This is a genomic window from Methylocystis sp., from assembly GCF_051061285.1.
GTDB lineage: Bacteria > Pseudomonadota > Alphaproteobacteria > Rhizobiales > Beijerinckiaceae > Methylocystis.
Genome location: NZ_JBPFEA010000010.1, coordinates 15,560 through 33,810, shown reverse-complemented (window position 1 = coordinate 33,810; position 18,251 = coordinate 15,560). Strand labels below are relative to the sequence as shown.

The window sequence follows — 18,251 nt, the reverse complement described above, 5'->3', positions numbered from 1 at the left end:
GAGCGTGCGCAGCACGCGTCTCGAAGGACGACGGGCCTGCGTCGCCGCCGGGAATCGCTTGTGAAATGCGAAGTCACTCGCGGTCGAGCGCGAAGGCGCCGGGCCCTGCCGCCGCAAAGAACAGAAATACGAAGCAGTAGAGCGCGGCGAGCTCGCCCTTGTTTTGGAGCGGCCACAGATTCTGGCCGGCGTGGAAAAAGAAATAAGCGACCGCCATCTGGCCCGAAAGAATAAAGGCGACGGGCCGCGTGAAGAGGCCGAGCAGCAGCAGCAGTCCGCCGACAAGCTCAAGGACTCCAGCCGCGCCCAAGAGCGAGAACAGCTTCAAATTGTCGAACATCGCGACATGTGGGACGCCGAAAAGCTTGGCCGCGCCGTGCTGCATGAACAGCAAAGCGGCGGCGATGCGCAGCAGTCCCTGCGCGTGCGGGGCGAAGCGTTGGGGAATAATCCGCAGAGTCATGGACTTGGCCTCCTAAAGAATCGTCGCGATTTCCTCACAAGCGAGCCGCGGGCCGCGAGGGTAGAGCTTTGCGGGATCACCGTATCCGATGTTAATCAGAAAATTCGACTTTATCCGCGTTCCTTGGAAGAATTCCGCGTCGACCTTCGCCCTGTCGAAACCGCTCATCGGTCCGCAATCGAGACCCACCGCGCGCAGCGCGAGAAGAAGATAGGCGCCCTGCAGCGACCCGTTGCGAAAGGCCGTCTCCTCGATCAGCGTCTCATTGCCGACGAACCAGGAGCGCGCGTCCGTCGCCGGATAAAGGTGTGGAAGACTCTCCGGGAAATCGAGATCATAGCCGACGATCGCCGTGGCGGGCGCGGCCATGGTCTTCGGACGATTGGCGTCCGACATCGCCGGCGCGAGCCTGGCCTTCGCCTCCGGCGAGCGCACGAAGACGATGCGCATCGGCGAGCAGTTGGCGCTTGTCGGGCCCCATTTCGCGTAGTCAACGGCGAGTTCGAGCAGGCTGTCCGGCACGTCTTTGGGGAGCCAGCCATTGTGGGTCCGCGCTCCCGTAAAGAGCTGCTCCAGCGCTTCGGGCGCAACCGGACCCGCCGCCTGCCTGTCGGTCGTCGTCATCGCATTCCCCGCAGCGTTCAGATGTCGCGCCCCTCGACGTCAATATGCAGGCGCTCCTCGACTTTGCGGAGCGACTCCTGCTGGGGCGAGATCGCCAGCGACTTCCGATAGGCCGCGAGCGCGCCCCTCTTGTCGCCGGTCTTCTCCTTGAGCGCGCCAAGAGCGGCGAGCGCGTCAAAACGCTTCGGCTCAAGCGTCGCCGCGGTCTCGAGGTCGGCGATCGCGCCGCTGTCGTCCCCCTGCTCCGCCCGCACCTTAGCGCGTTGAACATAGCCTTCCGCCCACTTCGGCGAGAGCGCGACCACATAGTCGAGAAGCTTCAGGGCAAGAGGCGGCGCGCCGGCCGCGTCCGCCGCGAGGGCGCGCGCCGCAAGCAGGTTGATCGTGTCCGACTCCGAACGCGCCCAGCGGCTGACGATCGCCGCCGAAACGCCCTTCGCCTCCCGCTCGTCTTCGGCCCGCTCCAGGCGAAGATAAAGCCGCGCCATCTCTTCGGCCCGCTGCTGGTCGGGGTCCTTGGGCGGCGGGGGCGGCGCTGCCGCGGCCGGCGCGCGCCGCTCTGGATCAAGATCGCGCCCGCCTTGTCCGGGGCCGAGCGCGCGGGTCCCCGGGGGCAGTGGAATCCTTCCAATCCCAGGGATGAAAAGGAACTCGCCCTCTTCCTCGCCAAATGATTCGATCGACGGCGTCTCCGAAGCCAGCGCCAGCGCGAATCCGGCCGGCAGGGCTCCAAGAAAGATCACGATCGTCAGCGGAAGAAGCAGCGGCGTTCGCATTGCCGCTAACATAGCGCAGGTCAACAGAAACGGCCACAGAGCCGAGAATTAGATTAACCATTTGTAAGCCACGACTGGACCACGCGCGGCGAATTCATCCTGCGTTCAGGCGAGGCGCCCGAATCCTTGGCGCGCTAGTTCAGGTTGTTAGGAAACCCTCGCGCTTATCGCGACAACAACGCTGCAGCCCGCTTCAACCGCGGAGCTCATGGAGTTGGATCGATGATTGATAAGATACGCGGTTTGCTGCAAGAGCACGGCCGTCTGCATATCCCGGTGGAACATCTGTCTGATTCGGACGATCTCTACAGCGCAGGGCTGACGCCTTTTGCCGCCATCCGCACGATGCTCGCGCTGGAAGAAGCCTTCGACGTGGAATTCCCAGTCTCCATGCTCCAGCGGCAAAGCTTCGCTTCGCTTGACGCCATTCGAGACTGCGTCAGCAAATTGGCGCCGTCGGCGGAGCGCCGCGCCGCTTAAGCAGCGCTCGCTTCAGGTCATGCAGGGCGTAACAGCTCGCGCCCACGCTGACCTTGTCCTGCTCGGCGCATGCGCAGGGCTAAACGCTGCGAAAGCTCCGGCTTCGGCTGCTCCAACCGCAGTTGCGGCGGTTCGTTGGCTGCGATAGTCGTCTTTGGAAAGGCTCGAACGACGAGCCTTCGCGACGGCGAGAGTTCAATGCCTCCTTATCGTTCACGCACGACGACCCACGGCCGCAACATGGCCGGCGCGCGCGGCCTCTGGCGCGCGACAGGCATGAAGGAGGAGGACTTCGGCAAGCCGATCATCGCGGTCGCCAATTCCTTCACCCAATTCGTTCCGGGCCATGTGCATTTGAAGGATCTCGGCCAGCTCGTCGCCGCCGAAATCGAAAAGGCCGGCGGCGTCGCGAAGGAATTCAACACCATCGCGATCGATGACGGGATCGCCATGGGCCACGACGGGATGCTCTATTCGCTGCCCTCGCGCGATCTCATCGCCGACAGCGTCGAATTCATGGTCAATGCGCATTGCGCCGACGCGCTGGTCTGCATCTCGAATTGCGACAAGATCACGCCGGGCATGCTGATGGCGGCGCTGCGCCTCAACATTCCGACGGTGTTCGTTTCCGGCGGCCCGATGGAGGCCGGCAAGGTCGTGCTCGCCGGCAAGGAGCACGCGCTCGATCTTGTCGATGCGATCGTCGCCGGCGTGGACGACACGGTCAGCGAAGCGGACGTCGCCACGATCGAGCGCTCGGCCTGTCCGACCTGCGGATCATGCTCGGGCATGTTCACGGCGAACAGCATGAACTGCCTGACCGAGGCGCTGGGGCTGTCGCTTCCCGGCAATGGTTCGATTCTCGCGACCCATGTCGATCGCCGGCGCCTGTTCGTCGAAGCCGGCCATCTCATCGTCGATCTCGCGCGCCGCTACTATGAGCAGGACGACGAAACCGTGCTGCCGCGTTCGATCGCGAGTTTTGAAGCCTTCGAGAACGCCATTACGCTCGACATCGCCATGGGCGGCTCGACCAACACCGTGCTGCATCTTCTCGCGGCGGCGCACGAGGCGCAGGTCGATTTCACTATGGCCGACATCGACCGCCTGTCGCGGCGGGTGCCGGTGCTCTGCAAGGTCGCGCCCTCGGCCCCCGACGTGCATCTTGAGGACGTGCATCGCGCCGGCGGCGTGATCGCGATTCTCGGCGAGTTGCTGCGCGCCGGTCTGCTGCACGGCGAGCTTCCGACCGTTCACAGTCCTTCGGTCAGCGACGCCGTGGCGCGCTGGGACATCGCCGTCACGCAGAGCGAAACCGCGCGCACGTTCTTTCGCGCCGCTCCGGGCGGGGTTGCGACGCAAGTCGCGTTCAGCCAGGACTGCCGATATCGGGAGCTCGACGCCGACCGCGAAAAAGGCGCGATACGCGACGCGGCGCACGCCTTCTCCAAGGATGGCGGCCTCGCCGTGCTTACCGGCAATCTCGCCATCGACGGCTGCATCGTGAAAACGGCCGGCGTTGACGATTCGATCTTGAAATTCGCCGGCCCCGCCAAGGTCTATGAGAGTCAGGACGCGGCGGTGTCGGGAATTCTGACGGGCGACGTAAAGGCTGGCGAGGTGGTCGTCATCCGCTACGAAGGCCCGCGCGGCGGACCCGGCATGCAGGAAATGCTCTATCCGACGAGCTATTTGAAATCGAAGGGACTCGGCAAGGCCTGCGCGCTGGTGACGGACGGAAGATTTTCCGGCGGCACGGCCGGGCTTTCGATCGGCCACGTCTCTCCCGAAGCCGCCGAGGGCGGCGCGATCGCCTTGGTCCGGGACGGCGACAGGATTGAAATCGACATTCCGGCGCGCCGGATCGCGCTGGCTGTCAGCGAAGACGAACTGGCGACGCGGCGCGCCGAACAGTCCGCGAAAGGCTTCGCTCCGGCCAAGGCGCGGCCTCGAAAAATCACGACGGCGCTGCGCGCCTACGCCTCGATGACGACGAGCGCGGCCAAAGGCGCAGTGCGACAGGTCCCCTGAACCTTTCGCATTTAGGACGTGCGTCGTAGAGTGGCGCGCGTCCATCCAGTCGCCGGAACAAAATGTCTCCGACACGTAAATTCGTCGCTTCGGGACTATTTGGCATCGCGTTAGGATTCGCGGTGCTTGCGCTCGCCAGCTATGTGGCCGTGCGCGCTGAATTCCAGCGCCGTACAGCTGGCGCATGGCTGCGCCACACTATTCATGTGCAAAGCGATCTTTATCAGCTTTATGGACTGCTGCAGGCCGCCGAGAGCGGTCAGCGCGGTTTTATCATCACTCAAGACGAACGCTATCTCGACGCCTGCGCCGAAGCGGTGCGCAAACTGCCCGTCGTCGTCGATCGCCTTTCCGAGAGCGTAAGAGACAATCCCAAGCAGCTCGAGGCTGTCGCGGAAATGCGGCCGCTGCTTGGCGCAAGGGTCGAGATCATCGATGAGGCGATCGCCGATATGCGCGCGCTCCGGGTCGACAAGGCCGTGCAACTCGTCAAGTCCGGGCGCGGAAAGGCGCTGATGGACCGGCTCCACGCCATCATCGACACTATGACTGAAAATGAGAGCAATCTCAGCGAGGAGCGCGAGCGCGAACTCAACGCGGCCGGCGGCGAGTTTGACGCGGCCGTTTGGGCGCTCGGCGGCATAATCTTCGCGCTTGGCGCATTTGCGCTTCTCAATGCGCAAAAGCAGATGCACGCGCTGCAAATGTCGCGCGACTCGTTAAAGACCGCCTACGACCAATTGATTGGGGAAACGACGCGCCGCGAAGCGCTCGAGTCGCAGTTGCGGCAGTCGCAAAAACTCGAAGCGCTCGGCCACCTGACGGGCGGCATCGCGCATGACTTCAATAATATGCTCGGCGTCATCGTCGCGAGTCTGCATCTGCTGCGGCGGAAGCTTGGGGATTCGAACGGAGATTATGTTCAACTGATCGATTCAGCGATGGACGGCGCCGATCGCGCCGCCGCCATGGTGCGCAGGCTCCTCGCATTCTCGCGCCGCCAGCCTTTGTCGCCGCGCCCGCTCGATCCGAACAAGTTTGTCTCCGCCGTCTCGGACATGGTGCGTCGGGCGCTTGGCGAGAAGATCGAGCTCGAAACCGTGCTCGCCGGCGGCCTATGGGCGACAAAAGTCGATCAGCACGAATTGGAAAGCGCCATCGTCAATCTCGCGGTCAATGCGCGCGACGCCATGCCGAATGGGGGCAAGCTGACGATCGAGACGGCCAACTGCTTTCTCGATGACGCCTACGCCACCGAAAACATGGAAGTGAACCCTGGCCAATATGTGATGATCGCCGTGACCGACACGGGTCAAGGCATGCCGCCCGAGGTCTTGTCGCAGGCGTTCGATCCGTTCTTCACCACCAAGCCCACAGGCAAGGGTACGGGACTCGGCCTCTCGCAGGTGCATGGATTTGTCAAACAATCTGGCGGCCACGTCAAAATCTATTCCGAACCCGGGCGCGGAACATGCATCAAGCTCTATCTGCCGCGCTTCAATCACGTCGAAGCGCCCGCCGAACTGCCCCTACCGCGTCCTAGACCCCTCGAACTTCCGCTTGGAAGGCCGGAAGAACTTGTGCTCATCGTCGAAGATGACGACACGGCGCGCCGGGTGACCGCGCAGGGCGTGCGAGAATTGGGCTATTCGGTTCTGGAGGCCGAGAACGGACGCGCGGCGATCGACATTATTCGTCGTCGCGCCGACATCGCGCTGATGGTCACCGATGTGGTTATGCCTGATATGGACGGCGCCCGCCTCGCGCGCGAGGCGGTGTTTCGCCGCCACAGCCTGCGCGTTCTGTTTATCACCGGCTATACGCGCAACGCCATCGTGCACAACGGCGTTCTCGACAAGGACGTCAAGCTGCTCACCAAACCGTTCACCTTGGAGCAGCTTGCGGTCAAGATGCGGGAGATCCTGGATTCGAGATAGCCTGCGATCAGTCTTCGGCTTTGAGTGGACGCATCAGCAGCGCTTCGATGGCGCCGTCGACGCTTAGCCGCGCGGAAAGAATGGCGTCAACGGCCTCGGCGATCGGCAGCTCGACATCATGCGCGCGCGCCATTTCCACCATGACGCGCGCTGTAAAGGCGCCCTCCGCAAGCTTGCCATGCGTGGCGTCTTCCACCGACTTTCCCTGCCCCAGCGCTTCGCCAAGCGCAAAGTTGCGCGACTGCGCCGATCCGCAGGTGAGCACGAGATCGCCCAATCCGGAAAGCCCCATCAATGTTTCCTGACGCGCGCCCAACGCGCGCCCGAGCCGCATCAGCTCGGCAAATCCGCGTGCGATGAGCGCCGCCTGCGCGCTCGCGCCGAGCCCACGGCCGTGGCTCATACCTGCGGCGATGGCGAGAACGTTTTTCGCGGCGCCGCCGATCTCGGCGCCGCGCACGTCGGTCGAGCGATAAAGCCGAAACGTCTTCGTCGAAAGCTCTTCACTCAAGCGTCGGGCCAGCGCTTCGTCATGCGCCGCGAGAGTCACCGCCGTCGGCAATCCTCTGCATACGTCCGCCGCGAAGCTTGGTCCCGAGAGCACGGCGACGTCGGCGTGGGGCAGTTCTTCCTTCGCGACTTCGCTCAGGAACTTGCGCCGGTCGCGTTCGATCCCCTTGGCGCAAATCACAAAGGCGGCGCGCTCGCGCATATGCGGCCGCGCGGCGCGCGCGGTCATGCGGATCGCTTGTGCGGGGGTGACGGCGAGTACGATGTCCGCCTCACGTACGACGGAAATGTCGCTCGTCGGGGCGACCGCGGCGGCAAGCGGCAGACCCGGCAATCGGCGCGTGTTCTCGCGGTCGCGCGCCAGGGCTTCGGCGGCCTGAGGATCGTGCGCCCACAAGGGCACGCGCGCGCGGCCTTGCGCGGCGACGTTGGCGAGGGCGACGCCCCAAGCGCCGGCGCCGAGAACAGCGACAGTCGCGCGCGTCATCGCATGCCGATCCGCTGATTGTCCGGACGCGACCACAGCCTTTCAAAAGTTTGATGAAACCGCGCCGCGGCCTGTGGGCTCTCGATCACGATCAAATCATTGTCCTGATAGACTTCGCCGGAGACGCTGAAATTCGCGGAGCCGCTGCGCAGGACGCGACCGTCCACCTGATATGATTTCAGATGCATCAGATCGCGCGAGCGGCCTTTGCGGCGCACTTCGACGTTCGGGGCGTCGGCGATTTCGTCGATCACGGACGCGCCGCGCCGCATTTCCTCGCCGTCGAGATAGATCCGCACCTTGACGCCGCGCATGGCCGCGCGGCCGAGCGCCGTCGTCAGAGAGCGGTCGGTCAGAACATAGGCGGCCATGTCGATCGAGCGGCGCGCGTCGTTGATCAGCCGCCCGTCGACCGCGCCGAAACCGTCGCCGGGCCCGTAGAACACGCGCACGCCCGCGAAGGTCGGCTCTTCTGCGAGCAGTCCGGCCGGCTGCGGCGTTGGCGCAAGCGTCATGGCCGCAAGCGCCGCTGAAAAAAGGAGCCGCATCAAACCGCCCTAGGCCTTGCCGTGGTGTGATCGGCTCGGCGCGGCGTCGAGCGGCCATCGCGGCCGCGGCGCAAAGTCGAGGTCATCGGTCAATCCGCGTTTTAAGCGCTCGAGACCGGTCCAGGCGATGATCGCGCCATTGTCGGCGCACAGCGCCGCCGGCGGCGAAATGAACCGCAGCCCGCTTTCGGCGCAAAGCCGCATGAGCGCGCGGCGAATGGCGCCATTGGCCGCGACCCCGCCGCCGATCACAAGGCCTTGCGGGGCTCGACCCTCGCCTGCCGTAAAGAGGCGCACGCCGGCGCGCACCCGATCCACGATCACGTCCACGATCGCAGCCTGGAAAGAGGCTGCAAGATCCCTGACGTCCTTTTCGCTCAGCGTCTGCAATCTGAGGATTTCCTGCCGCACCGCAGTCTTGAGGCCAGAGAGGGAAAAGTCGGCTCCTTCGCGGCCAAGCATCGGCCGCGGAAAGTCGAATCGTCGCGCGTCGCCTTCAAGCGCGAGTTTCTCGATTTGCGGCCCCCCGGGATAGGGCAGCTCCAGCATTTTGGCGACTTTGTCGAAGGCCTCGCCGGCGGCGTCGTCGACGGTGGATCCAAGCCGGCGGTAGTCGCCGACGGCCTTCACCGCGACGATCTGCGTATGCCCGCCGGAGATGAGGAGCGCCAGAAAGGGAAAGTCCAGGCGGTCCGTGAGCCGTGCGGTCAGCGCGTGGGCTTCCAGATGATTAACGGCGATGAATGGTTTGCCCAACGCAAGCGCCATGGCCTTGCCCGCCGTGAGCCCGACGAGAACGCCGCCGATCAGTCCCGGACCAGCCGCTGCGGCGACCGCATCGAGGTCCTTCGCCTCGGTCTTGGCGCGCTCCAGCGCGCGCCTGATCAGCCGGTCGAGGACATCGATATGGGCCCGCGCGGCGATTTCCGGAACGACGCCGCCATAGGCGGCGTGGCGGGCGATTTGGCTCAACACCTCATTGGAAAGGATCTCTCCACCTTCGCCGCCCAGCCGCTCGGACACGACCGCGACCGCGGTTTCATCGCAAGTGGTTTCAATGCCCAAAACGCGCATGCGAACTCCCTGCGCAGAAAAGCCGCGCCGCCTCACCGGCGGAACGAAGCCTTATACCGCCATACGGCGGGAAGTTGGAAAATTGTGGTTGGTAAAGGATTTACGCCCATAATTCTTAGCTGTCGTGAATATCGACGTATACTAATGCAGCGCTAAAGATAGCTACATTAAATTTCCTAGAATTCGTTGACGTCCCTCTTGACACGATCTCGATTAATACAAGTTGGGTCAGCAGATCGTTGCTCCCCCAACGACGCACATATCTTGAGCTGAGTAGAATTATGGCTAAGGCGAAGAGGTAATTAGCGTCACGGTTGAGGTTGCTCTCGGTCTAAACTGTATGGAGGTGAAAATGGCGTCGAACAAAATTAAAGCCTTGGCGTTAACGTCCACGATTGCGATGGCCGCCGTGATCGGCTCCACGAGTCTGGCCGAAGCGCGCTACTGCCGTGCTCATTACGGCTGGCATCGGCACTGCGGCGGAACCTATTGGGGTTACGCGCGGCGCCCCTGCAGAACCTATTGGGGCTCCGCTGTGCGGCCCACCTATTGGGGATCGGCGTATCGTCCGATTCGCTACTCCCGCTGCTATCGGCCTGGCTATTATGGCTATGCCGGCGCCGGCTGGTATGGAGCGAACTGGCCCTACGGCGGCTACTACGGCTATGGCGGCGCCCCGGGCTATTACGGCTATGGCGGCGGCCTGCTTGGCGCGGGACTCGGCCTGGGCGCAGGTATCGGCGCGGGCATCGGGAGCGGCCTGTTTGGCTGGTGGTGATCAGTAAGCATTCCGCGAGCCGCGTAGAGTACGCTTGCGGAGCTAAAAAGAACGTCCGCTCCGACGGAGCGGACGTTCGCTTTTCGAGGAACGCCGTCGCCACGCTGCTTCCGCTTGCCCTTCGCGGGCTCCCGCCTATAGTCGCGCGGGTAACGGCTGGCGGATCATGACATCTCTCCCTTCCCTTCGCATTGGAACGCGCGGCAGTCCGCTCGCCCTCGCCCAGACCCATATGGTCCGCGCGGCGTTGGCGCGCGCGCATGGCGGAAGCGAAGCGGACTTTCCGATCGAGATCATCCGCACGACAGGCGACCAGATCCAGGATCGGCCTCTCTCTGAATCAGGGGGCAAGGGGCTTTTCACCAAAGAGCTCGATTCAGCGCTCATCGCCAGCGCGATCGATCTCGCCGTGCATTCCTCGAAGGATCTGCCGACGCATTTGCCAAGCGAGATCGTCATCGCCGGCTATCTGCCGCGAGAGGATGCGCGCGACGCCTGGATATCGCGCGGCGGTCTCGCGCTCGACGCGCTTCCCGCCGGCGCCGTCGTCGGAACCGCCTCGCTGCGCCGCGCCGCGCAGGTGAAGCGCCGGCGACCCGACCTTGTGACGACGCTGCTTCGCGGCAACGTCGAGACTCGTCTGAAGAAAGTTGAGAACGGAGAGATCGACGCGACCCTCCTCGCGCTCGCGGGATTGAAGCGGCTGGGTCTCGCCGATCGCGCGACGGCGCTGCTTTCCTTGGAAGAGTTTCCGCCCGCTTGCGGACAGGGCGCGATTGGCCTCACGCGGCGCGCCGGCGACGACGCCACGCGCGATCTGCTCGCGCCGCTCTTCGACGAAGCGACCGGCTTCGCGCTCGCCGCCGAACGCGCCTTCCTTACGGCGCTCGATGGGTCCTGCCGCACGCCAATCGCCGGCCATGCGCAGGTTCACGGCGCCGAACTGTCCTTCGTCGGCGAAGTGCTCAGAGCCGACGGCGCGGAAGCCTATGTCGTGCGCCGCCACGGCCTCGCGATTGACGCCGCGCTGATCGGCGCGGACGCCGGCAAGGAAATCCTGCTGCGCCTGCCGCATGGCGTCGCGGGGCTTATGTGAAGTCCATTCTGGTGCTGCGCGCGGCTGAAGACGCCGCGCGCACGGCGGGAAAGCTGCAGGCGCTGGATTGCGTCGCCGTAATCTCGCCTGTGCTGGAATTCGCCGCCACGGACGCGATCATTCCCTGCGGTGCGTATGACGCCGTCATCGTGACGAGCGCGAAGGGCGTCGAGTTCGCCGGCGATGCGCGCCAGCTCAGAGCGGCGCCGCTGCACGCCGTCGGCGAGAAAACCGCCGAAGCGGCGCGCGCGCGTGGCTTCCACCCAGATATCGTCGCCGGGAACGCCGAAGCGATGCTTCCGCTTCTTCTCGAACGCTATCAAAGAGTGGCGCATTTCCTTTATCCGGCCGGGCGCGATCGACGGCCCGTTCTGGAAGCGGGTCTGCGCGGCGCAGGCCACGAAGTCCATACGGTGGAGGTCTATGAAGCGCGCGCGGCTCAATCGCTGACCGCCGAGGCCTTAGCCGCCATCGCCGCGCGGCGCGTCACCGCCGCCCTGCACTATTCCCGGCGCAGCGCGGAAATCTTCCTGCAGCTCGCGCAGGTCGCCGGCGTCGCCGATGCGTTGCGCGACATGACGCATGTCGCGCTGTCGGAACATGTCGCGGCGCCGCTTCGACACTTCGGCTTGGAGACGCTCGTCGCGGCAAAGCCGGACGAAGAACATCTGCTCTCTCTTCTCTCGAATCAGCTGCGCACGAAAACGCCCTGACCGTTCGCGTTGAAATAGTCGATGGCGACGGCGCTCGCCTTCTCGCCGCCGCTTCGAGAAAACCTGACCGGACTGACCCCGCTGGCGTTTTCTCCTGGAGGCTGAAAGGTGAAAATGTCGCCTGAATAATGACGCAGCGGATAGGGCGTGGGCGTCGGGCCGAGCGTCAGCGAGAGCCCTTCGGCCGTTTCGACAACGCCGATGGGACCGTAAAGCTCATTGCGGTAGGCGCCAGCATATGTCGCGCGCGACGCGCGCGCCGGCGCGCTGGCGAGCGGCTTGGCGTAATCGGCGTCCCGACCGTATGCGGGGACCGCCATCTGCGCAAAAGCCTCGCCAAAGAGCGCGAGCCAGTCCCGTTCGATCTTCCCCGTCAGGACGATATCGAGGAAGCTGCGGCAGATGGTTTCTGGCGCGCCGACCGGCGCGGAATTGCTGAGCACGACAATGCCGAATCGCTCCGCCGGCATGACATAAACGCACGTCGAGGCGCCAAGAGAGAAGGCGCCCGAATGGCTCCAGCGCACGCGCGCCGGACCGCCATAGTCGATGTCCCAGCCAAGCCCATAAAAGGTCGGCCCGCGCATCGGGTCATGGGCGGGTCCCGTGGCGATCTGCGGGAAATGCGTATCTGCGAGCGCCTCCGGCTTGATGATCTCGCGGCCGTCGAGCGCGCCGCGTCCGAGTTGCATCCTTACCCATGTCGCCATGTCGCGCGCCGACGCAGACGCGCCGCCCGCCGGCGCCTGCGCGTCGGGATTTCGCGGTTCGCCGACCACCCATCTGTCGCCGCGGCGCACATGGCCGAATGCGTGGTTCCTACGCGCGACGAAATCGGCGTGGCGCGAACTGGCGTTCGCCATTCCAAGCGGCCTGTACAGATGTTCGTCGCAAACATCTTCCCAGGACTTGCCTGCAGCTTTCGCCGCCGCGAAACCCGCCGCCGAAAACCCTATATTATTGTATGCGTAATGCGTGCGAAAGCTCGTGTCCGGTTTGATGTAGCGCAGCCGGCGAATGATTTCGTTGCGGTCGTAGCCGATGTCTTCGACAAGATCGCCGGCATGGTCGGGAAGTCCGCTGCGATGGCAGAACATGTCGCGCAGCGTGATCTCGCGCGTGACCCACGGATCGCTCATCGCGAATTCCGGCAGGCTTCGCACGATCGGATGATCCCACGAGACGACGCCGTCTCCGACGAGGCTCGCGACAGCGGTCGTGGAGAGCGGTTTGGAAAGCGACGCGAGCTGGAAGACCGTGTCGGGGTCGACGCGTTCGGCCGCGCCGGCGCGGCGCACGCCGAATCCTTTCAAATAGAGCACGCGATCGGGCGAAACGACGGCGACCGACATCCCCGGCACGCCGGTTTTTTTCATGACATCGACGACGAGCCCGTTGAGTTCGTTCAGATGTTTTTGGGTTGGCTCGCGAACGAGCGACGGTTTGGAATTTTCCTTGGCGAGCGCTTTGGGAGACAGCAAGCCGAACCCAGACGCAATCAGAGCGGACCGTCTCGTGAAAGGCATATTGGCACTCCGCTCGCGCTTCTTGCCCAACAATAGCGCTGAATCAATTCTCCGCCAGCGCCCAGCCGATCAGCACCATCACCGGCCCGACGATGGTCTGTTCCGCCGCTTTTGACGGCAAATCCGCGATCGTGCCCTTGACCACCCGCTCGTGCGGCGTGGACGCGCGTTCAATGAGGAAGGCGGGCGTATCATGCGACATGCCCTCCTGCAGCAAACGACGCGACAATTCCGGCAGCGTGCGGTTGCCCATATAGACGGCCGTCGTGGCGCGTTCGTCGGCGAGCGCGCCCCAATCGAAGTCCTCGGGAAATTCGCCGTCCTTCGTGTGCGCGGTAATGAATTGCAGTCGCCGGGCCGTCTCTCGGCTCGTCAGCGACTTGCCGATCGCAGCGCCGCCGGCGCAGGCGGCGGTCACGCCGGGCACGATCTCTATGGAGAAGCCTGCTTCGCGCAACGCGGCGATTTCCTCATTGGCGCGGCCGAAAATGAGCGGGTCGCCGCCTTTCAGCCGCACGACGTTCCTGCCCTCGCGCGCGAGTTCTACGAGCAGAGCGCTGATTTCCTCTTGGCGCACCGACGGCGCATAGCCGCGCTTGCCGACGTTGATGCGGGTCGCTTCGCGGCGAGCGAGATCGAGAATGCTCGCCGGAACGAGATCGTCGAAGAGCACGACGTCGGCGCCGGCGAGCGCGCGCATGCCCTTCAGCGTCAGCAGCTCTGGATCGCCGGGCCCTGCCCCGACGAGCGTGACGCGGCCGCGCGCCGTGGCCTCGGCGCCGGCGCGCGCCTCTTCGATCAGCGCCGCGCGGTCGTCCTCTTGCGGCGCGCGCTCGATGTCGCGGAAGGCGAGCCGCGTGAAGCGGCGCCAGAAATCGCGCCGCGCCAGAAAGTCGAGTCCGGACGCGCGCACGAGCGGCCGCCAGGCCTGCGCTGCGCGCGTCCAGGCCTGGAACGTCGCAGGCACCAGCGTCTCGATTCGGCCGCGCACCGCCTGGGCGAAAACCGGCGATGCGCCGCCGGTCGAAACGCCGATCACCAGCGGCGAGCGATTGACGATGGCGCCCATGATAAAATCGCTGAGCGCAGGCCGATCGGCGAGATTGAGCGGCACGCCGGCCGCGCGCGCCCACTCGTGAACCCGACGCGCGAGCCCGTCGTCTTCGATCGCGCCAAGCGCCATCGCGGCGCCGGCGAAATCGTCGGGCTCGACGGCGCGCTTGTGAATGGCGACGTTGTCGCGCGCCGCGCCGATCTCGCGAAGCTTGTCACAGGGCGCAGGCGCAAAAACGTCGACCTGCGCGCCGGTCGCGGCCGCCAAATCGACCTTCCAGGCCGCTGCTTCGCCGCCGCCGATGACCAGCACGCGCCGCCCGGCAAGCGTGTAGAACACCGGAAGAGTCGCCAGCGGCTGCATCAGATCTGCGGATACTTCATCGGGTTTGCGGGTCACGGCGTCCTAGGTGCAGGACCAGCGGGCGCGGCGCAAGAGCTTTAACCCTCCGGCTTTCGACGGCGGACGCGCTTTATAAGCAAGGAGAGGATTTGCGCCGCAGCCATAGTCCATTCCGCGCCGATCGGCGAGCCTCAAGACCGGGCGCCGCTCGTCTCGGCCGGAGAGCGGGGGTTCTCCGCAGCGCGCTGCGCGGGCCAGAGCGCTCCGCGCTCGCCACGCCGGTTCGCTCATAAAAAGGCGGTCCTGAGAACAGGACCGCCACAACGTTACGTGCGATGAAGCGCCGCTTACTTCTTCTTGCCGTCGGGGCCGAACTGAACGAGATAGGCCCACACGTTCTCTTCGTCGCTCTCGCTGGGCAGGCCCTGGAAGATCATCTTGGTGCCAGGAACCTTCGCTTTGGGACTCTTGATGAACTCCTTGAAATTGGCCGCGTCCCAGACGATGCCGGAGCTCTTCATCGGCTCTGAATAGTTGTAGCCCTCGACGGAGCCGGCCTTGCGTCCGTCAATTCCGTTGAGTTCAGGCGCGACGGCGTTCTTGGCGGTTTCACCGACCTGATGGCAGGCCTTGCACTTTGCAAAGGTCTTTTCGCCCGCAGCTGGATCGCCAGCGGCGAGAGCCTGGCCGGCGGATGCGGCGAAAGCGACGCTCGCGGCGAACGTCAGCAGGGAAATAGTCTTCATCCTTGTTCCTTTCCTCATCCTGGCGTTCGCGACGCGCCCGCCCTTTTTAAAATGCGCCCGGCCAAATATTGGCGCCTCGCCGACGCTCTTTAGACGGGTTGCAAACTACAACGAAGCCGGCTTTCAAGACAACTACGCAAGAGGTTACGTTCCCTGCTCGGGACATTATCCCGGAAGCTGTGAACGCCCGCTGAACCCAAGGCTTAAGTGACACGCCGAAGCGTCAAATTGACGCGAGCGCCGAGCGCGGCCAGCGCGTCCGACAAAGGCGCGCTGATCGTCGGCAGAATCCTGTCCACGCCGTGATAGCGCATCCTCGCGGGTCCAGAGAGCACGAGCGCATCTCCGGAAGACAACGCGAACGCCTTCGCGCGATCGCCGCGCCGCGTTCCGCCAAGCTTAAAGCGGCAGTCTGCGCCAAGCGACAAAGAGAGAATCGGCGCGGCGAAATCGGATTCATCCTTATCCTGATGAAGGCCCATGCGCGCCGTTTCGCCATAGACGTTCACCAGACAGGCTTCCGGCGGCTTGTCGTAACGCGCGAGTTCGTTCCATAATTCGAGAAGCCTTTGCGGCATCGCCGGCCAGGGATTCCCCGTCTGAGGATGGCGCGGCTCGTAGCGGTAGCCCCCTTCCTTATCGCTGACCCAGCCGAGCGCGCCGCAATTGGTCATACGCACCGACATTGGGACGCCGGTCTTGGGCATGGTCGAGACATAGAGCGGCGCGGCCGCGATGACCTCGGCGATCTCTTCAGCCAGAGCCGTTTGCGCCGCTGCGTCGAGAAAGCTCGGATAGTGGAACGCGCCGGGCGCGATTTCAGGCATGAAGCGACATGTGGCGCCGAACGGGCGTTTCGTCCATCACTGTCGGGACGCCGCCTGCGAACGCCAGCGAGAACAGAGCGCGGCTGCGCAGAACGAGGCTAAAGCAACACAGTCTTCGTCGCCACCGTCGAATCGGCGTTGAGCTGGTATATGATCGGAACGCCGGTCGTAAGTTCCAGCGTCGTCACCGACTCGGGCGTCATCTGCTCCAGCACCATGCAGAGCGCGCGCAGCGAATTGCCATGCGCCGCGACCAGCGCCCGTTCGCCGCGCATCACCGGCGGCAGAATGCGCTGGACATAGAAGGGCACCACCCGCGCGACCGTGTCCTTCAGGCTCTCGCCGCCTGGGGGCGGCACGTCATAAGACCGTCGCCAAAGGTGCACCTGCTCCTCGCCCCATTTGTCGCGCGCCTCATCCTTGTTGAGCCCCGAAAGATCGCCGTAATGGCGCTCGTTCAACGCGCGGTCCTTGATGGTCGGGACGTTCGTCTGGCCCAGCTCCTCGAAAATGAGATCGATCGTGTGTTGCGCGCGCAGCAAAGCGGAGGTGAAGCCGACGCTGAATAGAATGTCCCGCTTCTTCAGCTCGCGGCCGGCGCGGCGCGCCTCTTCGATGCCGAGCGGCGTCAAATCGGGGTTTTTCCAACCCGTGAAAAGGTTTTTGGCGTTCCACTCGCTTTGACCGTGGCGTACCAGAACGAGAGTGCGATTCATGCTCATAAATTCTCGTCGATATCAGGCGCCGGAAAGGCCAAGCACGTCGGCCATCGAGTAGAGCCCCGGGGCCTTCTCGCGCGTCCACAGCGCCGCGGCCAGGGCGCCGCGGGCGAACACGCCCCGATCCTCGGCGCGGTGCGAGAATTCGATGCGCTCGCCGGCTCCGGCGAAGACGACCGTGTGATCGCCGACGACCGTGCCGCCGCGCAGGCTCGCAAATCCGATCTCGCCGATCCGCCGCGGACCTGTCAAACCATCGCGTCCGCGCGCGCTGTTTTCGTCAAGATCGATTCCGCGACCGTGCGCGACCGCCTCGCCGAGCAGCAGCGCCGTTCCTGATGGCGCATCGACTTTGAGGCGGTGATGCATCTCGATGATCTCGGCGTCCCAAGCCGGTCCAAGCGCGCGCGCCGCGCGTTCGATAAGCACGGCGAGGAGATTGACGCCGAGGCTCATATTGCCGGAGCGCACGATCGCCGTTTCCCGCGCGCATTCGGCGATGGCGGCGAGATCTTCCTGAGACAGTCCGGTCGTGCCGATAATGTGCGCCACCCGGGCCCGCGCGGCCGCCCGAGCCATTTCCACGCTGGCGCTCGGAGACGAAAAGTCGACGATCGCGTCAGCGTCGCCGAGGGCGGCGCCGAGGTCGCTCGTGATCGGCACGCCGTTCGGCGCGGCGCCGCCGCTGTCGGCGCCGAGCGCCGCGGAGCCGGGACGCTCCAGAGCGGCAGTCAATCGGACGCCCAAAGTATCGGGGATGATCTGGGTCAGCATCCGGCCCATGCGGCCCGCCGCGCCGACTACCACCAAACGCAGTTCGTTCATGTTCAGTCGCCCTCGCCTCCCGCAGCTTAGCGGCTTCGATTCGCTTTTCGTGACGCGCCATTTTCCTATACAGGCGAGGCGCCGCGATGAGAAGCGCGCAGCTTGCGCCCGGCGTCGGACACTGCCCGAACGGGCGGTTATTTGGCGTTAGGGCGAAAGCTTTTGACAAGCGCCGGATCGGTTTCGATATAGGCCGCGCCGATGAGATCGAGGCAGTACGGCACCGCGGGCATGACGGCGTCGAGACAGAGTTCGATCGCCCTTGGCTTGCCCGGCAGATTGATCACCAGACACTTGCCGCGATGCGCGGCCAATTGCCGCGACAGGATCGCAGTTGGCGTCTGCGCCAACGAGACCTGTCGCATCCGCTCGCCAAAGCCGGGCAGCTCGCGCGGGCAGGCTGCGAGCGTCGCTTCGGGCGTCAGATCGCGGGGGCTCGGGCCTGTGCCGCCGGTCGTAACGATGAGGTCGCAACCGACAGCGTCGGCCAGGTCGATCAGCGTGTCGCGCACGCTTTCAAGCCCATCAGGAATGATCCGCCGCTCGATGCGGAAGGGCGTCGTCAGTGCTGCGCGCAGATAGGCCTCGATCGCCGGACCGCTCTCATCTTCATAGACGCCGGCGCTCGCGCGGTCGGAGGCGGTGACGACGCCGATGATCGCGGCGCGCTTTTCGTCTGTCATTGGCGAGTCCTC

The 18,251-nt window shown here is 64.7% G+C and carries 19 protein-coding genes; 6 read left to right on the top strand and 13 right to left on the bottom strand.

Features of this window, described 5'->3' with window-relative positions; translation table 11 throughout:
• Positions 1 to 73: 73 nt before the first annotated feature.
• Genes ACR65T_RS02795 through ACR65T_RS02785 form a run of 3 tightly spaced genes read right to left on the bottom strand, consistent with a single transcriptional unit; the run spans position 74 to position 1,863 of the window.
• A complete protein-coding gene (locus ACR65T_RS02795; RefSeq protein ID WP_434495065.1) occupies positions 74 to 463 on the bottom strand; it encodes a DoxX family protein in 390 nt (129 codons plus the stop codon).
• 12 nt (positions 464 to 475) lie between these two features.
• Positions 476 to 1,087: a malonic semialdehyde reductase gene (locus ACR65T_RS02790; RefSeq protein WP_434495064.1), complete on the bottom strand. Its 612-nt coding sequence runs from the start codon at positions 1,085 to 1,087 to the stop codon at positions 476 to 478.
• 17 nt (positions 1,088 to 1,104) lie between these two features.
• Positions 1,105 to 1,863 (bottom strand): hypothetical protein, encoded by a 759-nt coding sequence (locus ACR65T_RS02785; protein WP_434495063.1) that lies wholly within the window; start codon positions 1,861 to 1,863, stop codon positions 1,105 to 1,107.
• A gap of 222 nt (positions 1,864 to 2,085) precedes the next feature.
• Between ACR65T_RS02785 and ACR65T_RS02780 the strand changes: the two genes are divergently transcribed.
• The 3 genes from ACR65T_RS02780 to ACR65T_RS02770 all read left to right on the top strand — a co-directional run bounded on the left by ACR65T_RS02780 (position 2,086) and on the right by ACR65T_RS02770 (position 6,311).
• Positions 2,086 to 2,343 (top strand): acyl carrier protein, encoded by a 258-nt coding sequence (locus ACR65T_RS02780; RefSeq protein WP_434495062.1) that lies wholly within the window; start codon positions 2,086 to 2,088, stop codon positions 2,341 to 2,343.
• Between the two features lie 198 nt (positions 2,344 to 2,541).
• Positions 2,542 to 4,374, top strand: coding sequence for a dihydroxy-acid dehydratase (gene ilvD, locus ACR65T_RS02775; RefSeq protein WP_434495061.1), 1,833 nt, complete (start codon positions 2,542 to 2,544; stop codon positions 4,372 to 4,374).
• Positions 4,375 to 4,436: 62 nt separating this feature from the next.
• Entirely contained in the window at positions 4,437 to 6,311 is a 1,875-nt protein-coding gene (locus ACR65T_RS02770) for a CHASE3 domain-containing protein (RefSeq protein ID WP_434495060.1), read from the top strand.
• 7 nt (positions 6,312 to 6,318) lie between these two features.
• On the opposite strand, the gene ACR65T_RS02765 is transcribed toward ACR65T_RS02770, so the two are convergent.
• The 3 genes from ACR65T_RS02765 to tsaD are packed head-to-tail and all read right to left on the bottom strand — an operon-like array spanning position 6,319 to position 8,930.
• Positions 6,319 to 7,308, bottom strand: a complete 990-nt coding sequence (locus ACR65T_RS02765) for an NAD(P)H-dependent glycerol-3-phosphate dehydrogenase (protein ID WP_434495059.1) — start codon at positions 7,306 to 7,308, stop codon at positions 6,319 to 6,321.
• Positions 7,305 to 7,856, bottom strand: coding sequence for a phospholipase D-like domain-containing protein (locus ACR65T_RS02760; RefSeq protein WP_434495058.1), 552 nt, complete (start codon positions 7,854 to 7,856; stop codon positions 7,305 to 7,307). Before ACR65T_RS02760 ends, ACR65T_RS02765 begins: the two co-directional genes overlap by 4 nt.
• A 9-nt stretch (positions 7,857 to 7,865) precedes the next feature.
• Entirely contained in the window at positions 7,866 to 8,930 is a 1,065-nt protein-coding gene (tsaD, locus tag ACR65T_RS02755) for a tRNA (adenosine(37)-N6)-threonylcarbamoyltransferase complex transferase subunit TsaD (protein WP_434495057.1), read from the bottom strand.
• Positions 8,931 to 9,282: 352 nt separating this feature from the next.
• Between tsaD and ACR65T_RS02750 the strand changes: the two genes are divergently transcribed.
• The 3 genes from ACR65T_RS02750 (at position 9,283) to ACR65T_RS02740 (ending at position 11,517) form a co-directional block, all read left to right on the top strand.
• Positions 9,283 to 9,708 (top strand): hypothetical protein, encoded by a 426-nt coding sequence (locus tag ACR65T_RS02750; RefSeq protein ID WP_434495056.1) that lies wholly within the window; start codon positions 9,283 to 9,285, stop codon positions 9,706 to 9,708.
• 166 nt (positions 9,709 to 9,874) lie between these two features.
• The gene (gene hemC, locus ACR65T_RS02745) at positions 9,875 to 10,804 is read left to right on the top strand and encodes a hydroxymethylbilane synthase (protein WP_434495055.1); all 930 of its coding nucleotides are present in this window, start codon (positions 9,875 to 9,877) and stop codon (positions 10,802 to 10,804) included.
• Complete coding sequence (locus ACR65T_RS02740) at positions 10,801 to 11,517, top strand: uroporphyrinogen-III synthase (RefSeq protein ID WP_434495054.1); 717 nt, start codon at positions 10,801 to 10,803, stop codon at positions 11,515 to 11,517. The genes hemC and ACR65T_RS02740 overlap by 4 nt, the downstream gene beginning before the upstream one ends.
• Here the strand turns inward: ACR65T_RS02740 and ACR65T_RS02735 are convergent.
• From ACR65T_RS02735 to mog, 7 genes are all read right to left on the bottom strand, one after another.
• Complete coding sequence (locus ACR65T_RS02735; protein ID WP_434495053.1) at positions 11,493 to 13,043, bottom strand: serine hydrolase; 1,551 nt, start codon at positions 13,041 to 13,043, stop codon at positions 11,493 to 11,495. The genes ACR65T_RS02740 and ACR65T_RS02735 overlap by 25 nt on opposite strands.
• 43 nt (positions 13,044 to 13,086) lie before the next feature.
• Positions 13,087 to 14,496, bottom strand: coding sequence for a siroheme synthase CysG (cysG, locus tag ACR65T_RS02730; protein WP_434495052.1), 1,410 nt, complete (start codon positions 14,494 to 14,496; stop codon positions 13,087 to 13,089).
• A gap of 290 nt (positions 14,497 to 14,786) precedes the next feature.
• Positions 14,787 to 15,185, bottom strand: coding sequence for a cytochrome c-554 (locus tag ACR65T_RS02725; RefSeq protein ID WP_434495051.1), 399 nt, complete (start codon positions 15,183 to 15,185; stop codon positions 14,787 to 14,789).
• A gap of 203 nt (positions 15,186 to 15,388) precedes the next feature.
• Positions 15,389 to 16,012: an alpha-ketoglutarate-dependent dioxygenase AlkB gene (locus ACR65T_RS02720; protein WP_434495050.1), complete on the bottom strand. Its 624-nt coding sequence runs from the start codon at positions 16,010 to 16,012 to the stop codon at positions 15,389 to 15,391.
• Between the two features lie 98 nt (positions 16,013 to 16,110).
• Positions 16,111 to 16,734, bottom strand: coding sequence for a 2,3-bisphosphoglycerate-dependent phosphoglycerate mutase (locus ACR65T_RS02715; protein ID WP_434495049.1), 624 nt, complete (start codon positions 16,732 to 16,734; stop codon positions 16,111 to 16,113).
• Positions 16,735 to 16,749: 15 nt separating this feature from the next.
• On the bottom strand, positions 16,750 to 17,556 hold the full coding sequence (gene dapB, locus ACR65T_RS02710) for a 4-hydroxy-tetrahydrodipicolinate reductase (RefSeq protein ID WP_434495048.1): 807 nt from the start codon (positions 17,554 to 17,556) through the stop codon (positions 16,750 to 16,752).
• A 137-nt stretch (positions 17,557 to 17,693) separates the two neighbouring features.
• Positions 17,694 to 18,239, bottom strand: a complete 546-nt coding sequence (mog, locus tag ACR65T_RS02705; RefSeq protein WP_434495047.1) for a molybdopterin adenylyltransferase — start codon at positions 18,237 to 18,239, stop codon at positions 17,694 to 17,696.
• Positions 18,240 to 18,251 lie beyond the last annotated feature (12 nt).

What these genes read in the sequence shown, in the direction of transcription:
- ACR65T_RS02795 (WP_434495065.1), bottom strand. Translation starts at nt 463, where the DNA reads ATGACTCTGCGGATTATTCCCCAACGCTTCGCCCCGCACGCGCAGGGA.
- ACR65T_RS02790 (WP_434495064.1), bottom strand. Translation starts at nt 1,087, where the DNA reads ATGACGACGACCGACAGGCAGGCGGCGGGTCCGGTTGCGCCCGAAGCG.
- ACR65T_RS02785 (WP_434495063.1), bottom strand. Translation starts at nt 1,863, where the DNA reads ATGCGAACGCCGCTGCTTCTTCCGCTGACGATCGTGATCTTTCTTGGA.
- ACR65T_RS02780 (WP_434495062.1), top strand. Translation starts at nt 2,086, where the DNA reads ATGATTGATAAGATACGCGGTTTGCTGCAAGAGCACGGCCGTCTGCAT.
- ilvD (WP_434495061.1), top strand. Translation starts at nt 2,542, where the DNA reads ATGCCTCCTTATCGTTCACGCACGACGACCCACGGCCGCAACATGGCC.
- ACR65T_RS02770 (WP_434495060.1), top strand. Translation starts at nt 4,437, where the DNA reads ATGTCTCCGACACGTAAATTCGTCGCTTCGGGACTATTTGGCATCGCG.
- ACR65T_RS02765 (WP_434495059.1), bottom strand. Translation starts at nt 7,308, where the DNA reads ATGACGCGCGCGACTGTCGCTGTTCTCGGCGCCGGCGCTTGGGGCGTC.
- ACR65T_RS02760 (WP_434495058.1), bottom strand. Translation starts at nt 7,856, where the DNA reads ATGCGGCTCCTTTTTTCAGCGGCGCTTGCGGCCATGACGCTTGCGCCA.
- tsaD (WP_434495057.1), bottom strand. Translation starts at nt 8,930, where the DNA reads ATGCGCGTTTTGGGCATTGAAACCACTTGCGATGAAACCGCGGTCGCG.
- ACR65T_RS02750 (WP_434495056.1), top strand. Translation starts at nt 9,283, where the DNA reads ATGGCGTCGAACAAAATTAAAGCCTTGGCGTTAACGTCCACGATTGCG.
- hemC (WP_434495055.1), top strand. Translation starts at nt 9,875, where the DNA reads ATGACATCTCTCCCTTCCCTTCGCATTGGAACGCGCGGCAGTCCGCTC.
- ACR65T_RS02735 (WP_434495053.1), bottom strand. Translation starts at nt 13,043, where the DNA reads ATGCCTTTCACGAGACGGTCCGCTCTGATTGCGTCTGGGTTCGGCTTG.
- ACR65T_RS02725 (WP_434495051.1), bottom strand. Translation starts at nt 15,185, where the DNA reads ATGAAGACTATTTCCCTGCTGACGTTCGCCGCGAGCGTCGCTTTCGCC.
- ACR65T_RS02720 (WP_434495050.1), bottom strand. Translation starts at nt 16,012, where the DNA reads ATGCCTGAAATCGCGCCCGGCGCGTTCCACTATCCGAGCTTTCTCGAC.
- ACR65T_RS02715 (WP_434495049.1), bottom strand. Translation starts at nt 16,734, where the DNA reads ATGAGCATGAATCGCACTCTCGTTCTGGTACGCCACGGTCAAAGCGAG.
- dapB (WP_434495048.1), bottom strand. Translation starts at nt 17,556, where the DNA reads ATGAACGAACTGCGTTTGGTGGTAGTCGGCGCGGCGGGCCGCATGGGC.
- mog (WP_434495047.1), bottom strand. Translation starts at nt 18,239, where the DNA reads ATGACAGACGAAAAGCGCGCCGCGATCATCGGCGTCGTCACCGCCTCC.